The organism is Moraxella caviae (assembly GCF_002014985.1).
In the GTDB taxonomy this organism is placed as follows: Bacteria; Pseudomonadota; Gammaproteobacteria; order Pseudomonadales; family Moraxellaceae; genus Moraxella; species Moraxella caviae.
In genome coordinates, this window is record NZ_MUXU01000027.1 from 1 (window position 1) to 17,034 (window position 17,034).

Annotated in this window: 15 protein-coding genes; 5 read left to right on the forward strand and 10 right to left on the reverse strand. The window is 49.8% G+C overall.

Features of this window, described 5'->3' with window-relative positions; all coding sequences use genetic code 11:
- Window positions 1–69: 69 nt before the first annotated feature.
- The 3 genes from B0181_RS04150 to B0181_RS04160 all read right to left on the reverse strand — a co-directional run bounded on the left by B0181_RS04150 (window position 70) and on the right by B0181_RS04160 (window position 3,331).
- Window positions 70–924: an ABC transporter ATP-binding protein gene (locus B0181_RS04150; protein ID WP_078276232.1), complete on the reverse strand. Its 855-nt coding sequence runs from the start codon at window positions 922–924 to the stop codon at window positions 70–72.
- 113 nt (window positions 925–1,037) lie between these two features.
- Window positions 1,038–1,925, reverse strand: a complete 888-nt coding sequence (gene ntrB, locus B0181_RS04155) for a nitrate ABC transporter permease (RefSeq protein WP_078276233.1) — start codon at window positions 1,923–1,925, stop codon at window positions 1,038–1,040.
- A 26-nt stretch (window positions 1,926–1,951) separates the two neighbouring features.
- Window positions 1,952–3,331, reverse strand: coding sequence for a CmpA/NrtA family ABC transporter substrate-binding protein (locus B0181_RS04160; RefSeq protein WP_078276234.1), 1,380 nt, complete (start codon window positions 3,329–3,331; stop codon window positions 1,952–1,954).
- A 319-nt stretch (window positions 3,332–3,650) separates the two neighbouring features.
- Here B0181_RS04160 and B0181_RS04165 point away from each other — a divergent pair, with 319 nt between their 5' ends.
- The 3 genes from B0181_RS04165 (at window position 3,651) to B0181_RS04175 (ending at window position 5,039) form a co-directional block, all read left to right on the forward strand.
- Window positions 3,651–4,079: a hypothetical protein gene (locus tag B0181_RS04165; RefSeq protein WP_078276235.1), complete on the forward strand. Its 429-nt coding sequence runs from the start codon at window positions 3,651–3,653 to the stop codon at window positions 4,077–4,079.
- A complete protein-coding gene (locus B0181_RS12040) occupies window positions 4,079–4,231 on the forward strand; it encodes a hypothetical protein (protein ID WP_158078929.1) in 153 nt (50 codons plus the stop codon). The genes B0181_RS04165 and B0181_RS12040 overlap by 1 nt, the downstream gene beginning before the upstream one ends.
- A 412-nt stretch (window positions 4,232–4,643) precedes the next feature.
- A complete protein-coding gene (locus B0181_RS04175) occupies window positions 4,644–5,039 on the forward strand; it encodes a hypothetical protein (protein ID WP_078276237.1) in 396 nt (131 codons plus the stop codon).
- Window positions 5,040–5,186: 147 nt separating this feature from the next.
- Here the strand turns inward: B0181_RS04175 and B0181_RS04180 are convergent, their stop codons facing one another.
- From B0181_RS04180 to B0181_RS04200, 3 genes are all read right to left on the reverse strand, one after another.
- Entirely contained in the window at window positions 5,187–6,554 is a 1,368-nt protein-coding gene (locus B0181_RS04180; RefSeq protein WP_078276285.1) for an FAD-dependent oxidoreductase, read from the reverse strand.
- 346 nt (window positions 6,555–6,900) lie between these two features.
- Window positions 6,901–8,031, reverse strand: coding sequence for an acyl-CoA dehydrogenase family protein (locus B0181_RS04190; protein ID WP_078276239.1), 1,131 nt, complete (start codon window positions 8,029–8,031; stop codon window positions 6,901–6,903).
- Window positions 8,032–8,435: 404 nt separating this feature from the next.
- A complete protein-coding gene (locus B0181_RS04200) occupies window positions 8,436–10,124 on the reverse strand; it encodes a fatty acid--CoA ligase (RefSeq protein ID WP_115338096.1) in 1,689 nt (562 codons plus the stop codon).
- Window positions 10,125–10,385: 261 nt separating this feature from the next.
- Here B0181_RS04200 and hslO point away from each other — a divergent pair, with 261 nt between their 5' ends.
- The gene (gene hslO / locus B0181_RS04205; protein WP_078276241.1) at window positions 10,386–11,279 is read left to right on the forward strand and encodes an Hsp33 family molecular chaperone HslO; all 894 of its coding nucleotides are present in this window, start codon (window positions 10,386–10,388) and stop codon (window positions 11,277–11,279) included.
- A 186-nt stretch (window positions 11,280–11,465) separates the two neighbouring features.
- Here the strand turns inward: hslO and azu are convergent, their stop codons facing one another.
- Entirely contained in the window at window positions 11,466–12,074 is a 609-nt protein-coding gene (azu, locus tag B0181_RS04210) for an azurin (protein ID WP_078276242.1), read from the reverse strand.
- Between the two features lie 287 nt (window positions 12,075–12,361).
- Between azu and B0181_RS12045 the strand changes: the two genes are divergently transcribed.
- A complete protein-coding gene (locus tag B0181_RS12045) occupies window positions 12,362–12,508 on the forward strand; it encodes a hypothetical protein (protein WP_158078930.1) in 147 nt (48 codons plus the stop codon).
- Here B0181_RS12045 and ppc read toward each other — a convergent pair.
- The 3 genes from ppc to B0181_RS04225 form a co-directional block, all read right to left on the reverse strand.
- Entirely contained in the window at window positions 12,451–15,216 is a 2,766-nt protein-coding gene (gene ppc, locus B0181_RS04215; protein WP_078276243.1) for a phosphoenolpyruvate carboxylase, read from the reverse strand. The genes B0181_RS12045 and ppc overlap by 58 nt on opposite strands.
- 327 nt (window positions 15,217–15,543) lie before the next feature.
- Window positions 15,544–16,272: an ABC transporter permease gene (locus tag B0181_RS04220; RefSeq protein WP_078276244.1), complete on the reverse strand. Its 729-nt coding sequence runs from the start codon at window positions 16,270–16,272 to the stop codon at window positions 15,544–15,546.
- Complete coding sequence (locus B0181_RS04225; protein WP_078276245.1) at window positions 16,269–16,991, reverse strand: ABC transporter permease; 723 nt, start codon at window positions 16,989–16,991, stop codon at window positions 16,269–16,271. The genes B0181_RS04220 and B0181_RS04225 overlap by 4 nt, the downstream gene beginning before the upstream one ends.
- Between the last annotated feature and the right edge of the window lie 43 nt (window positions 16,992–17,034).

The window sequence follows — 17,034 nt, forward strand, 5'->3', positions numbered from 1 at the left end:
GAAGATACAAGGTTGGGTTACGCTTCGCTAACCTAGCTTACAATTCTAACAACCATTTTTTCAGAGAATTTATAACAAATCCCAATTATCCCGCGCGGGGTACACCACTTTTGGCTGGGCGGGGCGGTCGGTTTCGGCTTGCAGTTTTTTACTGCGATGCACCAAAAAGTCCAGCAGATGATTGCGAATGCGGTAGTAGCCTTGGTCGTGGTGGATTTGCTCACGGCTTCTGGGGTGTGGCAGCGTATTGACGACAATCTCTGCAAGGCAGGCGCGCGGCCCATTGCTCATCAAAAAAATGCGATCAGCCAGCAAAATCGCTTCGTCAATGTCATGGGTAATCATAAACACCGTCTGGTGTGTGTCTTCAATGATTTTTACCAGCTCATCTTGGATGTTGCCGCGTGTGAGTGCGTCCAGTGCACCAAACGGCTCGTCCATCAAGAGCATTTTTGGCTCAGTGGCAAAAGCGCGCGCAATGCCCACACGCTGCTTCATGCCGCCAGACAGCTCAGACGGCATTTTATCCAGCGCACCGCCAAGCCCCACGAGCGACAGATAATGCTGGATTTTGGCACGTTTTTCGTCCTTGCTGATGTTTGGAAATTTAGCGTCAATGGCAAAGCCGATGTTATCCGCCACGCTCAGCCACGGCAGCAAAGCGTGCGACTGAAACACCACGCCACGCTCAAGACTTGGGCCGCTCACTTCCACGCCTTCCATGCTGATGGTGCCGCCAGATTGGCGCTCAAGTCCTGCCAAGGCGTTCAAAATGGTGGATTTGCCGCAGCCAGAATGTCCAATTAGGCAGATAAATTCGTTCTTTTTGATGTCAAAATTGACGTTTTCAAAGACGTTTGGTGCGTCTTTGGCGTAGCGTTTGGATAGGTTTTGTACGCTGATTAAGGTGGTGTCGTTCATGATGTTTTTTGTTTTATTGAGCTTGGTAAAATTGCCAAACTTGTGTTAAATTTATGTCAAATAATGTGCTAACTTCTTGAAATCATTCAATTTGTGGCGAAATCTGGCAGTGCGCCTTATTCGGTGTAGCTCACCTTTTTTTGTAGCAGTGCAAACAGCCAATCAAGCACCATGCCCACCACGCCAATCATCAGCACAGCAAAGACGACGTTGGCGATGGATAAATTATTCCACTGATTCCACACAAAATAGCCAATGCCAGTACCACCCACAAGCATTTCAGCGGCGACAATCACAAGCCACGCAATGCCCATAGAAATGCGCATACCTGTAACGATGGTGGGCGCAGCGGCCGGCAGCACGATTTTGGTCGCCTTGGTGAGTGGCGGCACTTCTAGGGTCTTGGCGACATTAAGCCACTCACGGCGCACGCTTGCCACACCAAAGGCGGTGTTCGTCAGCATTGGCCAGATTGAGCAAATAAAAATCACAAAAATGCTCGATAAATTAGAATCTTTGATGGTGTAAAGCGCAATCGGCATCCACGCCAAAGGCGAAATCGGCTTGAGCAGCTGCACAAAAGGCGAGATTGCTTTATTCATCACCGAGCTGATACCCAGCAAATATCCCAGCGGAATAGCAACAATCATCGCCAAGAAAAACCCCGCCAGCACCCGCGCGATGGAGTACATCAGCTGAATGCCAATGCCTTTGTCGTTGAGTCCTTTGTCATAAAAAGGGTCGGACAAATGCTCATAAGCGGTGGCGGCAAAGCGTGCTGGACTTGGAAATTCGGTCGGCTGACTTGCCAAAACCGCGCCCGCTGGCGTGTGTTCTGGAATGTTGCCCATCAGCACTTCGTATTCTAGGGCAATAGGGTCGGTCGGTGCGGTGATTTGCGTGGGCAAGGTCGCCATTTGCCAAACGCCAAGCACACCAAGCACGATGGCGGCGGTGAGCAAGTAGGCTTTGGTTTGGGCGCTAAGTTTACTAAAAAATGTCATAAACGGTACGGTAAATTGGTGCAAAATTAGGATTTTTTGATTTTAAAGCTATTCAAATAAGCGTCAGGCTTGGCAGGGTCAAAACGCTTGCCCATCACGGTGATGGATTTTTCGTTGGCAAACTGATAACCCATTGCCGCCATTTGTTTTTTGGCGTCAGTGAGTAAGAACACCTGCTCGGCAAGCGTGTGATAATTGACGTTGCCCTTGATGTAGCCCCAGCGTTTCATTTGCGTGAGCATCCACACCGCCAAAGAATGCCAAGGCATCGCATCAAATCCTGTGCGGTCTGGCACGTCTTGTACTTTGCCCACGCCATCGGCAAAGCGGCCTGTCAGGCTTTGGCGAATGACGAGTTCTGGCTGGTTTAGGTAGTTGGCTGGCGCAAGGATTTTGGAAAGTTCACGCTTCATTTCAGGCTTATTCGCCATCACGTTCGCTTTCAAAATCGCGCGATACATCGCCAAAAACGACTGCGGATTGTCGCTGATGAAACTTTGCGATGTGCCAAACGAGCAACAAGGGTGTCCATTCCAAATATCACGAGATAGCGTGTGAATGTAGCCTGCTTTATCCCACACGGCACGTTGGTTGAACGGCTCAGGGCCAAAAAATCCGTCAATATTACCCGCTTTTAGGTTGGCAATCATATCAGGCGGCGTGGTTAGGCGCAGCTTGACATCACGGTCGGGGTCTAGCCCGTATTCCGCCAGAAAATAGCGCAGCAGATAATTGTGCATGGAATGCTCAAACGGAATGGCGAAAGTCATGCCTTTCCAGTTTCTTGGGTCGCGGTTGTCCTTGTGCTTGAGCGCCATGACGAGCGCTTGCCCATTGACGTTTTGAATGCACGCCACTTTCATGTCTTGCTTGGCAGAGCCTGCGCCCAGCGAGATGGCAAGCGGCATGGGCGCAAGAAAATGCGCGGCATCAAGCTCACGATTCATCATCTGATCGCGCACCAGCGCCCAGCCTGCACGCTTGACAAGGCTTGCGTTTAGCCCTTGTTCGGCATAGTAGCCCAAAGGGTCTGCCATGATGAGCGGCGTGGAGCAAATGATGGGAATAAAGCCGATGGTGAGATTTTTCTTTTCTGGGCACAGGCGGTCAAGCGCGGCGGCTTCTTGGAGCGTGGCAAGCGGCAAAACGCTGGCAACGGCTGCCATGGCGGTGGATTTGCCCACACTTGCCAAAAAGGCGCGGCGTGTCGGCTCGTGCGGAAACAGGGCTTTTACCGCCGCCGCTTCAATAAAATCGGTGCTTGCCGCTTCAATTTGGCTGCTTTCTTGGGTGTTTTGATTGAGCGCAAAATGACGCGCGCTGTCGCATTCGGCTTGGCTTTTGTGATTGCCACAGGTGCAGCCTAAAGTGCTGTCGGTATCAAAGGGGCGAAAAATGTTTGGCATGGTTTGCTTATTCTTTTATACGGATAAAAATACCGCGCCATTATATAAAATTTGCATAAGAAAGTACGCCAAAGGTTTATGATGAATTGGAATATTTATATTCTTTGATTGGGTTTTGGGCGGGGTGTGAGTGGGCTTGATGGCATTAAATGTCGGTTTTGAAATTCGCTTGCCAAACGCTGGTAAATAGTGAACAATAGTACACGATAATTTACAAAACCTGCGCTGGATTTGGTAAATTGTGTAAGAAAGTTGGGTTATGATGAGAAGGGTGGGTTTGAAAGTATTTGATGAAAAATAAGGACGGCGATGACGCATAATGCCGATAAAACAACCAGCAAACAAAACAATTAAGCTAAATGATGAGCATGGCAATTGGATAAGTCTGCTCGGCATGATGGTAGTCGTGCAAATCCTTATCGTCATGAATAAGTTTACAGGATTTGATGTGGCTGTGTGGGTGTATGCGGTGCTTGCGCTGGCACCAGTGCTGTTCTTTTGGCGTATGGTGCAAATTTTTTACCATCAAAAAGTTTGGGCGTCCATCACAAAGACTCGTAAAGTGCTGCATTGGCTGGGTGCGCAAATTGCAATCGTGGTGTCGTATGGGTGTTTTGTTCAGCTGGGCATGATGCGCTCTGGTCTTGTGTTTGGGTTGTTTTGTGCGCTGTGTATCGGACAATTTGCTCTGATTATGCTCGTGGCAAACCGCTGTGCCAGAGTATACAAACAAAAAATGGGTGAATGATGAAATTTCTTTTAATTTTTCAAGAATTTATTCCGCTGATGATGGATATTTATCAAGACATCAAACGCCACGCCAAACGCCCAAAAGTGGCGATGGTTTTGGCGATGGGCGCGCTTTTGGGGATTTTGGCGGCGGATTTTTGGGTGGGGTGAGTGATGAATGTGGTGCTGTTGATATTTTTTGCGGTGGTTTTGGTGCCAAGGTTGTTGGCAAACGATAAAAAAGTATGGCTGATGGTTTGCGCCTTGTCGTTTTTGGGATTTTTAGTTTATTATCATTTATTTGCCATGCAAGATAATCAGCACCACAAAATAGTGGGCGCACCACGTGTGGCGCTGGATTTTGCATTAGGCTTGGGCGGTGGGTATTTGCATTATGTTTTGGATAAAAAGTATGGTGGGTGAGAGTTGGTTTGTTTAATTTGTAAGCCAGATAGTAGGTTGGGCTGAGCTTGTGAAAACCCAGCAAATTCAATGATTTATCTTAAAAACTCTGGGTTGCGCTGCTGCTAACTGGGTTTGCGGGTTGATAATACATTTGTAAAAACAGCTCTAGGAAAATGGTATGAATGAATTTCAAACGCTGATTGGCGATTCGCTTCATCGAATACAAGCTGGGGTTTATTTTGAACATAGAAATACTGAAAATTTTTCATTAGATGACATTATGGATATTTGTCTGATTTTTGAAAAATTCAGCATAACGTTATCCACCAATCAAGACGGAGAAACGCTAGATATTGACCTAGGAAATAACTTACGCAAAATTGATATGGGTGATCATGGCGTGATTGAAATACAAGACCTATCTGGACTTTTGGGTCTTAAAAAAGGGTTGGTTGTTCAAGACGTCCTTGGGCTAATCAATGAATATGGTGTTAATTTTGGTTTTGAATTAGGTTTAGAAGATAAAAAACTCGTGATTAAGAATATTGGTGATCAGCTGATTATCAGCCTGTAAGCTGGATTAAGAAAACCAAAACCCCAACAAACCCAATAAATTATCCACAATACCAAACCACACCCCACCAACCAAACTTACAAGCCACCCACAGCAAAACACCTGCCAACCTGACAGGTGTTTTATTCATTGTGCGAATGACAGCCGTCAAGCGTTCGGCAGTTTTAATAAAGCCTTGGCAATCATTTCGCCATCTTGATACATCTCAAGGCCAAGCTCGCTGTCTGTTTCGCTCACCACACGCCAGTCGCCATCTGCGCGCGGACGACCATTTGCCGTAACGCTGATGGATTTATTTTTTAGGCGAATCATCGGCGGCTTATGCTCATAGCCTGAATGTGGCAGATTTAGGATTTCGTGGGCGATGGCGTTCGCCTGCGCACGGTGCGGTGCGACATAGCGGCACGGCTCGCCATCCACGCTGATGCAGTCGCCCAGCGCATAGATGTGCGGCACGGTGGTTTGTAGGGTTTTGTGATTGACCGCAATGCCAGTGCGCTTATCAAAGGCAATGCCAGCACGCACAGGCAGGCGCTCATTCACCAAAAGTCCTGTCGCCACCACCACTTCATCGGTAATCAGCGTGCGTGTGCTGTCATCGGTGCAATCCGCTAGGCTAATAACGCAGCCGTCTTTGGTGCGCTCAACGCCTTGCACCAGCGTCTTGCCAAGCCAATTCACGCCAAGCGCACGCACGGCAGCCAAAATCCGCTCGCCCGCCACGCTCGGCAGCATTGCCGCCAAAGGCTGTGCGTGTACGTCAATCAAGCTCACCTGATGCCCAGCGTTGCTCAAATCTTCGGCAAGCTCTGTACCGACCATGCCAGCACCAACGATGGCGATGTGTTTTGGCTTATCCAAAGTCTGGGCAAATTCCCCAAAACGTGCCAAATTATTGACGTGCCACGCCACATCTTTGGCGATGGTTGGTGGATAAGCAGGCTCAGCACCGATGGCAAGCACCAAATCTGCATAGCCGACATTGCCGCGCGTGGTGGACAGCGTCTGTGTGTCGGTGTTGATGTGCGTGACGAAAGTATTGGCAAGCAGGCGCACGTTATTATCCAGTGCCGACTGTGTGCCTGTGGTGCGTACCAAATCGCTTGGCGTTTTGCCTTGGGAAATGGCGACTGACAGCATGGGCTTGTGGTAGCGGTCGGCACTGTCGCCTGCGATGAGCGTGATGGGAATGTCTTTATCCAGCGCACGAATGGCGTCCACCACGCTCCAGCCTGCCAAGCCAGCACCGACAATCACCACGCCTTTTTTGCTGCTGTTAAAGATGGCGGCAGCAGGGTCGGTGTCTTCGCTGGGTTCGTCATACGGCTCAAAGTCGGATTTGCGCACGCCGCACAGTGGGCATTGCCAGTCGTCTGGAATGTCTTCAAAGCGTGTGCCAGCAGGCAAGCCGTCTTCTGGGTCGCCAAATTGTTCGTCATAAATGTAGCCGCAAGCAAGGCAGATGAATTTACGCCATGCGCCACGTCCGTCTGTGGGTTGGGTGCTGTTTGTCATGGTGGTCATGTGTGATTTTGTGGGTTGTTTTGGGTTTGTGCGCTTTGTTTGGTAAGTTTGGCAATGGTTGGCGATTTTGGTAAATGGCTTGCAGTTGCATTACGCCTTTTTACGTTGGCGGTTTTTTAGTTTCCAAGCCAACTTTCCAAGCCAACTTTCCAAGCCAACTTTCCAAGCCAACTTTCCAAGCCAACTTTCCAAGCCAACTTTCCAAGCCAACTTTTTAAGCGAATTTTTAAGTCAATTTGCCAATCAAATTTGCCAAGCCGATTTACAGCCAAAGCCAAACAAAGGCGTACAAACGTTGATAAAAATTTTACCGTTTGAGCGGATATTTTTGGCAATATCAAATATAAAATTCAATATCACGCTTTACGGCAGGCTCGCCCATCAGCTGATGTGATAGATAGCGCAAATGCTTGATGGCAGGCGTAACAATCGCCACAAACTGCGCTTCACGCAAGCGGCGCTGTGGTGCAGCTGTCATCAGATAGCCTTTTGCGCCTTGGTGCAGCATGGCAGCTTGAGTGGCACGCAGGGCAAGCAGTGCGCCTTGTTCACGCACGTTTAGCACGTCTAAGAAAAAGTCTTTGTCGGTGTTAAATGGCGTTTTGGCAAGCTCAGCGGTGCGTGCCACCAGCGCGTCAAGCTCGGCAGTCAGATTGCCTGCTTGGTCTTGCAAATAGGCGTTACTCACGGCAGTGCCTTGCTTGATGTCGTCAATCGCCCCCAAAATAATGCCAGCGCCAATGCCCATTTGCATGAGTACAAATGCGCCACGAATGCGTGTGATGTAGTCTTTACAAGGGTTTGCGATGATGTCATCGCTGCTGATTGGGTATTCGGTCAGCTCGATGCGCAGGGTGCTTGAGCCTTCCATGCCGCTAAATTCTGGGCAGGCGTGCAGCTGCCAAGTGCCAGCGCGCGCTTTGTCAAAGTGTAGTAAGAAAAAGATTTCGTCTTCGGTGCCGTCAATTTTGGCAACCGCACCGCAATATTGTCCGTCTTTGATGTGGCTAATCCATGGCAAAATGCCTGAGATTTTGTAGCCGTTGCCGTCTTTTTTGGCGGTGAATTTCATGGTTTCAATGTTCGCCCACGTTTTCATGGGGTTTGATAATGCTGTGCCGCCAAAGGTGTTGGCTAGGGTGTGATTGGCAAGAAATTCGCCTTTGAGCGCAGCATTGTTTGACTGATCCAAATACAGCCCCATCACTTGATGACACCACGTCAAAAACGCGGTTGTGCCGCAGACACGTCCCACTTGCGCATTCGCCAAAATCGCCAAATCAAAGCGGTTGCCGTATTCGTTCAGATGTGGCGCAAACAAGCCAGCCTTGCCCAGCACCGCCATCTCATCAAGCGGATAATAGCCTTTGTCAATGTCTAAAACTTTTGGGCTAAGAGTTTCTTGGGCAAGGGTTTTGATGGTGGTTAAAAATGCGCTGTGGTCGCTAAAATCAAATGCAGCAGTCATAATTGGCTCGGTGTTGTTTTAAAATTGATGTGCGTAAAATGTGGTTTGTTTGTCGTTAAAATCGTCTGCTCAGTGGTGGTTATTGATGTGATGGTTGGGTTTTGGGATTATTGGCAAGCAAATCTCGGTAAGCTAAAACGCTCGGGAAAAATCACTCAAAGCCTTGATATTTATGGATTTTTTACCAAAATTTACCAACGGCAAATGCGTCTTAATGCAAAAATAGAATAACCCAACACCAAAAATCCACCAACCCATTATAAAGGCTGAAAAAATCTTGTCAATTTGCTATTTTTGCATAATAGTATGATGTTTTGGAATAAGCAAAGGCAAGATATGGTTGTTTTCAGTGGTTGAAAATATAAAAAGCGCAGCAGCTGCTACGCTTTTGGTTGAAACGCCAATCATAATTGCCCATCTGCCACCAGCTGGCGAATGACTTTTTTGTCGTGTTTGCCGACACTGGTTTTTGGGATTTGCTCCACAAATCTAAGCAGGCTTGGAATGCCATATTTGGGGATAATGCCGCGCTCAAAGGCCTGCTCGGCAAGTGCCAGTACGTCATCAGGGCTGACGTCATCAAAATTCGGCTTTTTAACCACCAATGCCAGCGGACGCTCGCCCCATTTGTCGTCAGGCACGCCAATCACCGCAATATCCGCCACGCTTGGGTGCAAGGATAAAATCGTCTCAATCTCCAAAGACGACACCCACTCACCGCCTGATTTGATGGCGTCTTTTAGGCGGTCAGTTACTTTTATCATGCCTTTGGCATTCATGTGGGCGATGTCTTGAGTGTGCAGATAGCCACCCGTCCACAACTCGTTGCCTGCGTCATGATTTTTAAAGTAACTTTGCGTCAGCCAAGGCGTACGCACCACCACTTCGCCCACGCTTTCGCCGTCTTGGGGCTGTGCTGCGCCTGTATCCGCCCAAATTTGCAAATCCACCAGCGGGACAGGTGTGCCTGTACTGGTGCGAATGGCAAGTGAATTTTCCACCGTCAAAGGCTCTTTGGTGTCAAAAGTTGCCACCGTAATCACAGGGCAAGTCTCGCTCATGCCATAGGCGGTAAAGACTTCAATACCACTGGCAAGGGCGGCTTTGGCAAGTCCTTCTGTCAAGCGTGAGCCGCCAATGATCATTTTTAGCCCGCCAAAATCAAAATCACGCGCTTGTCCTTCTTTTAGCATCATCTGCAAGATGGTCGGCACGCAGTGGGTAAAGCTCACTTTGTGCTTGGCAACCAAATCCACAAGCAAACTTGGAATGTAACGACCGGGGTAAATTTGTTTTAAACCAATCATGGTTGCCACATAAGGAATGCCCCAGCCATTGACATGAAACATTGGTGTAATCGGCATATACACATCGCTGTATCGCAGTCCTACTTGGTCGGGGTTAAGCGCTGCTCCAGCAATCACGCCCATCGCGTGTAAGACGATTTGGCGATGGCTAAAAAACACGCCTTTTGGGTTGCCTGTTGTGCCAGATGTATAAAAAATCGTGGCGATGGTGTTTTCGTCAAAATCAGGAAAATCAAACGCATCGCTTGCTTTATCCAGCAAATTTTCGTATTCGCCCACAGTAAATTCTGGCGCAGGCGTGCCGTGATCGTCCAGCCAGATGACGTGTTCAATGCTTGGTGTGTCATGGGCGCGATTACCAATCATTGGTAAAAATTCACCATTAAGCAGTAGGGCTTTTGGTTTGGCATGATTGATGGTGTAGAGAATTTTATCGTCCGATAGGCGGATGTTTACCGTTTGTAAAATCATGCCAAGCATCGGAATGGCAAAATACGCTTCTAGGTAACGATGGCTGTCCCAGTCCATCACCGCCACCGTATCGCCTTTTTGTAAGCCTAGACTTGTCAAGACATTGGCAAGGCGATTGATACGAGCAAAAAACTCACGATAGCTAAATTCACGCTTGTCGGCGTAGTAGATTTTTTGGTCAAGCGAGACGGCTTTTGGGCGGTTTAATAGCTGCTTGATAATCAGCGGAAAGCCATAAGCGGTGTCGGCAGGGGAGAAGCCTTCTGTCAGGGTGAAGTTTTGTGCCGAATGGGTGGTTTGTGGTGTGTAAAGCATAGCACGTCCTTGTTTTGAGCCGTTGGTTTGATGGTTGGGTGATTAAAATGCTGTTTAACGGTTTATTGGCATGGCTGGCTTAGACTTCCTTGTAACTGCGATGTGAATTAAGATAAAACAAAATGCACGGCTTGTAAAGAGCTGAGTAAAAATTTTCCATTTTGCACTGTGCGCTTTGCACACATTAACACATTCTCACACATTGCAAACCACAAATCCGCCCCCATTAAAGGCAAAGTTTCAATCAATAGGATTTCACACATGACCAAACAAACAACTCACACCGACCAGCGTCAGCGTTTTTTTATTGAGCATTCGCCTGTGCGTGGCGACGTGGTACGCCTGACGGACGCGTATCAGATCGTCATCGCCCAAAAGCCGTACCCTGCGGCGGTGCGTGCGCTGGTGGGTGAAATGCTGGTGGCGGCAAGTTTGCTCATCAGCACGCTAAAAATTGACGGCAAACTGTCCATTCAGCTGCAGTCTAATGACGAATCCAGCCTGCTTAATTGGGCGATGGCAGAGTGCGACCACACAGGCGCAGTGCGTGCGCTGGCGGGCTTTGTGCCGTCTGATGCGTGGGCGGATAAGCGCACAAGCCGCGAAGCCTTTGCCGAACTTGGGCAAGGCGTGCTGTTCATCAGCATTCACCCAGAAAAAGGCGAGAGTTATCAAGGCATTGTGGAGCGTGTGAGCGATGATTTGGGCGAGTGTTTGGCGCATTATCAAAAGCAATCAGCGCAGATTCCAACCTTAATCAAACTTGCCACGAACGACACCAGCGCAGGCGGGATTTTGGTGCAATTATTGCCACGCACGGACGAAGATAAAGACGCTGACCCTGATTTGTGGGATCGTTTGTCGGCATTGACCGCCACCATCGCGCCTGACGAGCTGACCGATTTGCCAGCGGACGAGCTGTTGTATCGCTTATACCACGAAGAAAATGTGGTGTTGCCAGACGCGGCGGCGCTGCATTTTGCTTGCACTTGCTCTTATGATAAAAGCGCAGGCGCAATCGTGCAGCTTGGGCATGAAGAAGCCCTTCAAGCCTTACAAGCGCATGGCGGCAGTTTGACGCTGGATTGCGGATTTTGTGGTGCGGAATATCAATTTGACAAAGCGGCGATTGATGGGCTATTTGCCGATGCGTGATGGGATTTGGTGAAATTGCGCTTTGAGTAAATCTTTAAAATCTTTACATAACGCCCAAACAAAAAACCCTGAAAAAGCGATTTTCAGGGTTTTTTGCTGTGATGCTAAAAGGTCAATCTTGGCGAATTAAAATTTAACCAATCAAGACACAAGCAATTAAAATACAAGCAATTAAGACTTGGCGAATTAAGATTCAACCAAAGTAACTTTGCCTTTCATCACGCCCACATGACCCGGGAATGAGCAGAAAAACTCGTAATTGCCATCGGTCAGTTTGGTTGGGTCGATGGTGAAAGTGGTTTCTTCGCCGCCGCCAATCAATTCGCTGGCAGCCACCACGCGCTCATCGCCAGCTTTGATAAAGCCAGCCGCTGCACCTGCTGCTGCGCCATCTGCCGCTACGGCGGTTACGTCATCGGCTTTGGTGATGACGATGTTATGACCCATAGAAGCGCGTGGCATTTTGCCAGTGTGTTTTAGCGTTACCACAAATTCTGGGCAGGCTTTGTTCACTTGCAAGGTGCTGGTGTTGAACTTCATTTTGTCGTCTGATTCTACGATGGCGGTGCATTTTTCGTCCACCACAGCAGCCGTTTCTTCAGTTTTTGCTTCTTCGGCTGGAGTTTCGGTGGTTTCTGTCGCTTCGGTCGCTTCAGTAGTTTCAGCGGCTTCTTGTGCTGGTGCTTCAGCTGGCGCAGCGGTTTCAGCTGGTGCTGGAGTTTCGGCTGGTTTATCGCCGCCGCACGCAGTCAAACCAAGTGCAGCCAAAGACAGTAGGGCTAGTTGTGCTTTCATAATCATTCCTTCAAATTGGCAAATACGGTGAATCGCCGTGTTTGCATGGGCTAACGGATTTGGGCGAATGCGGTTTAGGCTTGGCAATTTGGCTGGACGTTTGCTGATTTGCTTTGTCTGGCGAATTGCCTTGAGCGTTTGCTGAATTGAACCGTGCTAAGTTTAACCGCGCTAAAACTCAACCGTGTTAAAATTTAACCGTGCTAAGTTTAGCGGTAACTTTCACCCAAAGAACATTCATAAAAAATATATCTTTATACCGCCTATTTTACACCTTTGGTGTGGCGATGACAAGCTGTCAATGCGTGCTTTTGGCAAGTGCTTTACAACTAAAAATCAAAAATACCTTGCCAAAATGCGCCATTCATTTTAAGCGTCAGCCTGTATTGCGCAAGCCTGTGGCAATGCCAGCAATCGCCACCATCAGCGCCTGATCCAGCGGCGTGTCGGCAGCTTTTTCATGAGTGGCGATGTATTCACGGCGGCGGCGCATGATTTCTGCTTGCAAATAATGCAGTGGCATCAGGTACGACTGGCGCAGTTGCAGGATTTTTTCCAGTTCGCTGTTGTCGCTGAGTAGGGCGGATTGAGTCTTGAGTGTCAAAAGCACTTCAATAGACACCGCCAAGCGCGCACGCAGCACTTCGCCAAGCTCAATCAAGGCTTTATCGTCCGTCAGATGACTTTCATAATAATGTGCAATGTCCACGTCCGCCTTAAAAAGCACCATCTCTAGCATATCAATGAGCGTGTGAAAATACGGCCATTGGCTAAGCATGGTTTCTAGCAGCGGCTTTTTATCATGCTCAAGCGCCCACCAAAGTGCCGTGCCAGTGCCAAGCCACGCAGGCAACATCAGGCGAATTTGTGTCCATGCAAACACCCAAGGAATCGCACGCAGACTTTCCACGCCGCCGCTTGCCACACGCTTGGCAGGACGTGAACCCAGCGGCAAAAGCTGCAGCTCCAGCTCTGGTGTAACCGTGCGCAAATAACGCACAAAATCAGGCGTTTCACGCACCACTTGCCGATAATTGCCCAGCGATACTTGCGTCATTTCGTTCATGAGCGCACGCCACTCGTCTTTTGGTGCAGGCGGTGGCAGCAGCGTGGCTTTGAGCGTGGCGGCGGTGTAGATTTCCAGCGTTTGCATGGCGATGGCAGGCAAGCCAAATTTAAAACGAATCATCTCGCCTTGCTCGGTTACACGGATTGAGCCGTCAATAGACCCCGGTGGCTGTGCGTACAGCGCTTGATGGGTGGGCGCACCGCCACGGCTGACTGAGCCGCCACGACCATGAAACAGTGTCAGGCGCACGCCATGTTTTTTGGCGATGGCAGTCAGAGCTTCTTGAGCGCGGTATTGCGCCCAGTTTGCCGCCATAAATCCTGCGTCTTTGGCAGAATCCGAATAGCCAATCATGATTTCTAAATGCCCGCGAATACGGGATTTGTACAGCGGCATGGCAAGCAGGCTGTCAATGGTGTCAGCGGCATTGCCCAAATCGTCCAGCGTCTCAAACAGCGGCACGACACGCAAGGGCTTACTCACGCCAGCTTCTTTTTGTAAAAGCATGACTGCCAAGATGTCGCTGGCGTTTTTCGCCATAGAAATCACATACGCACCCAGTGCATCGCTTGGCTGGCTGGCAAGCATACGAAACGTGGCAAGCACTTCTTGGACACGCTCGTTTTGGGCGGTGTCGCCTTGTTCGCCCAGCACTTCGCTCAGACGGCCTGCAGCGGCGGCTTTGTAGACGCTTGAGCTGACGAGCGGACGCTTACTTGCCAACTCACTCACCAGCCACGCACGCTTACTGGCTTCGCTCCATGAGCCGTATTCGCCCAAGCCCAGATAAGACGTGATGGCGGACAGCGCTTCGGTGTGGCGAGTGGATTCTTGGCGAATGTCTAGGCGTGCCATAGAAATGCCAAACGCACCCACACGGCGAATCACGTCTAAAAGCGTGCCATCTGCAATCTGCGTCATGCCGCACGCCACCAGCGATTGATGGCAGGCAAGCAGCGGCTCAAGCAGCTCATCGGTATGTGTAATCACGCCTGTGCTGTCCATGCGCTCGCCACGCAGGCGTGCGTCTAGGTAGCGCACGGTGGCGGTCAGGCGATCTCTGATGTTACGCAGGCGTTCACGATACGGTTCGCTGTGATGATTGACGCTGTCGGCAAATTCTGGCGTGCATTCTTGCATGGACAGCTCCCAGCGCAGATTGCCGATGTCTTGTAGGTATAATTTGGCAGCGGCAAGCCGAGATTGGGTGATGACTTCGTTGGTAACGCTGTGGGTAACGTTTGGGTTGCCATCACGGTCGCCGCCCATCCAAGACGCAAAGCGCACAGGCGCAGCACCGATGGGCAGGCGTTTGCCGCAGGCGTGAAAGGCTAAGTCGTCCAATTTACGCACAAATTTTGGCACCGTCTGCCACAGCGTATTTTCAATGGTGGCAAAGCCCCATTTGGCTTCATCAACAGGCGTGGGGCGCACGGTGCGAATTTCATTGGTGTGCCACGCCGCCACAATTTCACGCTCTAGGCGTGCTAGTGCGTCCGCGCGCTCGCTGTCGGTGAGTTTGCGCTCGGACAGCTCAGCAAGGCAGCTGCTGATGTCGTCATATTTTTGAATCAGCGTGCGGCGGCTGACTTCGGTGGGGTGGGCGGTCAGCACCAGCTCAATGGACAGCTTGCACAGCGTGGCGTATAAGTCGTCCGCACTGGTGGCAGCGTCTTTGATGTCGGCAAACACACGCTCTAGGGCGTTGTCTTGGGTCAGTGTAGCGGTGTCGTTTTCGTGGCGGCGGCGCAGGCGCACTTTGTGGTATTGCTCAGCGATGTTGGCAAGCGTCAAAAACTGCGCCAACGCACGAGACAGCGGCAGCATTTCATCGTTTGGCAGCTTGCCAAAAAAGTCGCTCAACTCACCACGCGCGCTTGGGTCTTGGTGGATTTTTTGGCTCAGCGTGCGGATGTGGGCGACGTGTTCTCGTAATTTGGGATTGGCTTGCTCGGCTAAGGTTTTTTCTAGCAAATCGCCCAAAAGTTTTAGGTCTTGGTGCAGCTCAAAATTTGGGTGCGATGGGTTGATGACTGCGTTTTTGGTGGATTTGTCGTCTTGCGGCTGGCTCATGGCGTTGTCCTGATTGTTTTTGTTAGGTTTTATACTCTACGCCTTTTGCGCGCCAAGGTCAAGCCCTGCGATGTGGGGTTTGTTTTGGAGAAATTTGATAAAATGATTGGGTGGTTTGTGGGTTGGTTGATAGCCGTAAATTGGGTTGGTCGTAAGTTGGGTTAGCGAAGCGTAGCCCAACATTCCATGGGGTAAATTTAAACTCAAACGTTGGGTTTTCGCTCTGCTCAACCCAACTTACCAACTTCACTCAATCCAACCGCCGACCAACAAAAAACCCAAAACCTGCGCTTGGTTTTGGGTTTATTTTTATGCCAAATAGAAAATTTACGGCTGGGCGGCAGACTGCGCCAAGACTTGTGGCACATAGCGTTTGTGCTTATTGATGTAGCGTTCAAACACTCTAAAGCCAAACAGCAGCACCCACGAAATCACCAGATAAATCACGCCAGCGGCAAAATAAATCTCAAGCGGCAAGTAGGTCTTGGCGATGATAGCTTTGGCGGTATAAGTCAAATCCACCACCGTGATGGTAGAAGCCAGCGCACTGCCTTTGAGCATAAAAATCACTTCGTTGCTGTAGGCTGGCACCATGATGCCAAAGGCGCGTGGCAAGGTGATGCGGCGCAGTTTTTGCCATTTTGACATACCGATGGCGTCCGCAGCTTCCAGCTCGCCTTTTGGCACGGCAGCCACCGCGCCACGCACGATTTCAGCGATGTAGGCTGACGTATTTAGCGTAAAGGCGATGATGGCGCACCAGTACGGCTGGCTGAACACAGGCTCCCACAGCACGCTGTCTCTGACGATGTCAAATTGCCCAAGACCATAATAAATCAAGAAAATCTGCACCAACAGCGGCGTGCCACGAAAAAAGAAAATATAAGCAAAAGGCAAGGCGGCAATCAGTGGGTTTTTAGATGAGCGCACCAAGCCCAAAATCACGCCAAACACCAAGCCCAAAGCGCACGACAACGCCACCAGCTCAATGGTGGTAACAGACGCTTTGAGCAAATCTGGAAAATAAGTGAAAATGGCTTGCCAATTCCAATTCATGACGCACCCCCTTTGCCAGCGGCTAGGCGTTTGGCGTAGCGGGCGGCAGGATTGGCGCGCCACTCACCCCAAGACATCAAGGCGGTGATGACAATCGTCAAGCACAGATAAATCAGCGCTGCTGCCAAATAAAAGGTGAATGCCTGCTGGGTGGACTGTGCTGCACGCGCACTAAAATACATCAAATCTTTTAGACCGATGACCGACACCAAAGCGGTGTCTTTGAGTAAAACCAGCGCCAAGTTACCAAGCCCCGGCAACGCCACCATCCACATTTGCGGCAAAATAATGCGCCAAAAGGTCTGAAATGGACGCATACCAAGGCTTTGAGCGGATTCCCATTGTCCTTTTGGAATCTCTTCAATCGCCATACGAAAAACTTCGGTGGCATACGCGCCAAACATGATGGACAACGCCGCCACGCCCGCCCAAAAATGGCTGACATCAATGCGACCTGTGTAATTGAACTGCTTGGCGACCATCATGATGATGGCACTGCCGCCAAAATAGATGAAAAACACCACGAGCAGCTCAGGAATGCCACGCACAACGGTGGTGTAAATATCGGCAAGTTTCTTAAAAATCCAAATGCCCGAGAGTTTGGCAAGTGCGCCAAGCAGACCGAACAACAGCCCAAAAATTAGGCTTGTCAGTCCCAATTTGATGGTAACTATCGTGCCTTGTAAGAGTAGTGGGCCATAGCCTTGCAGGTCAAACACGTTCTTTTACCTTAATGCCGCCACGGTATGCAGCGTGCCGTGA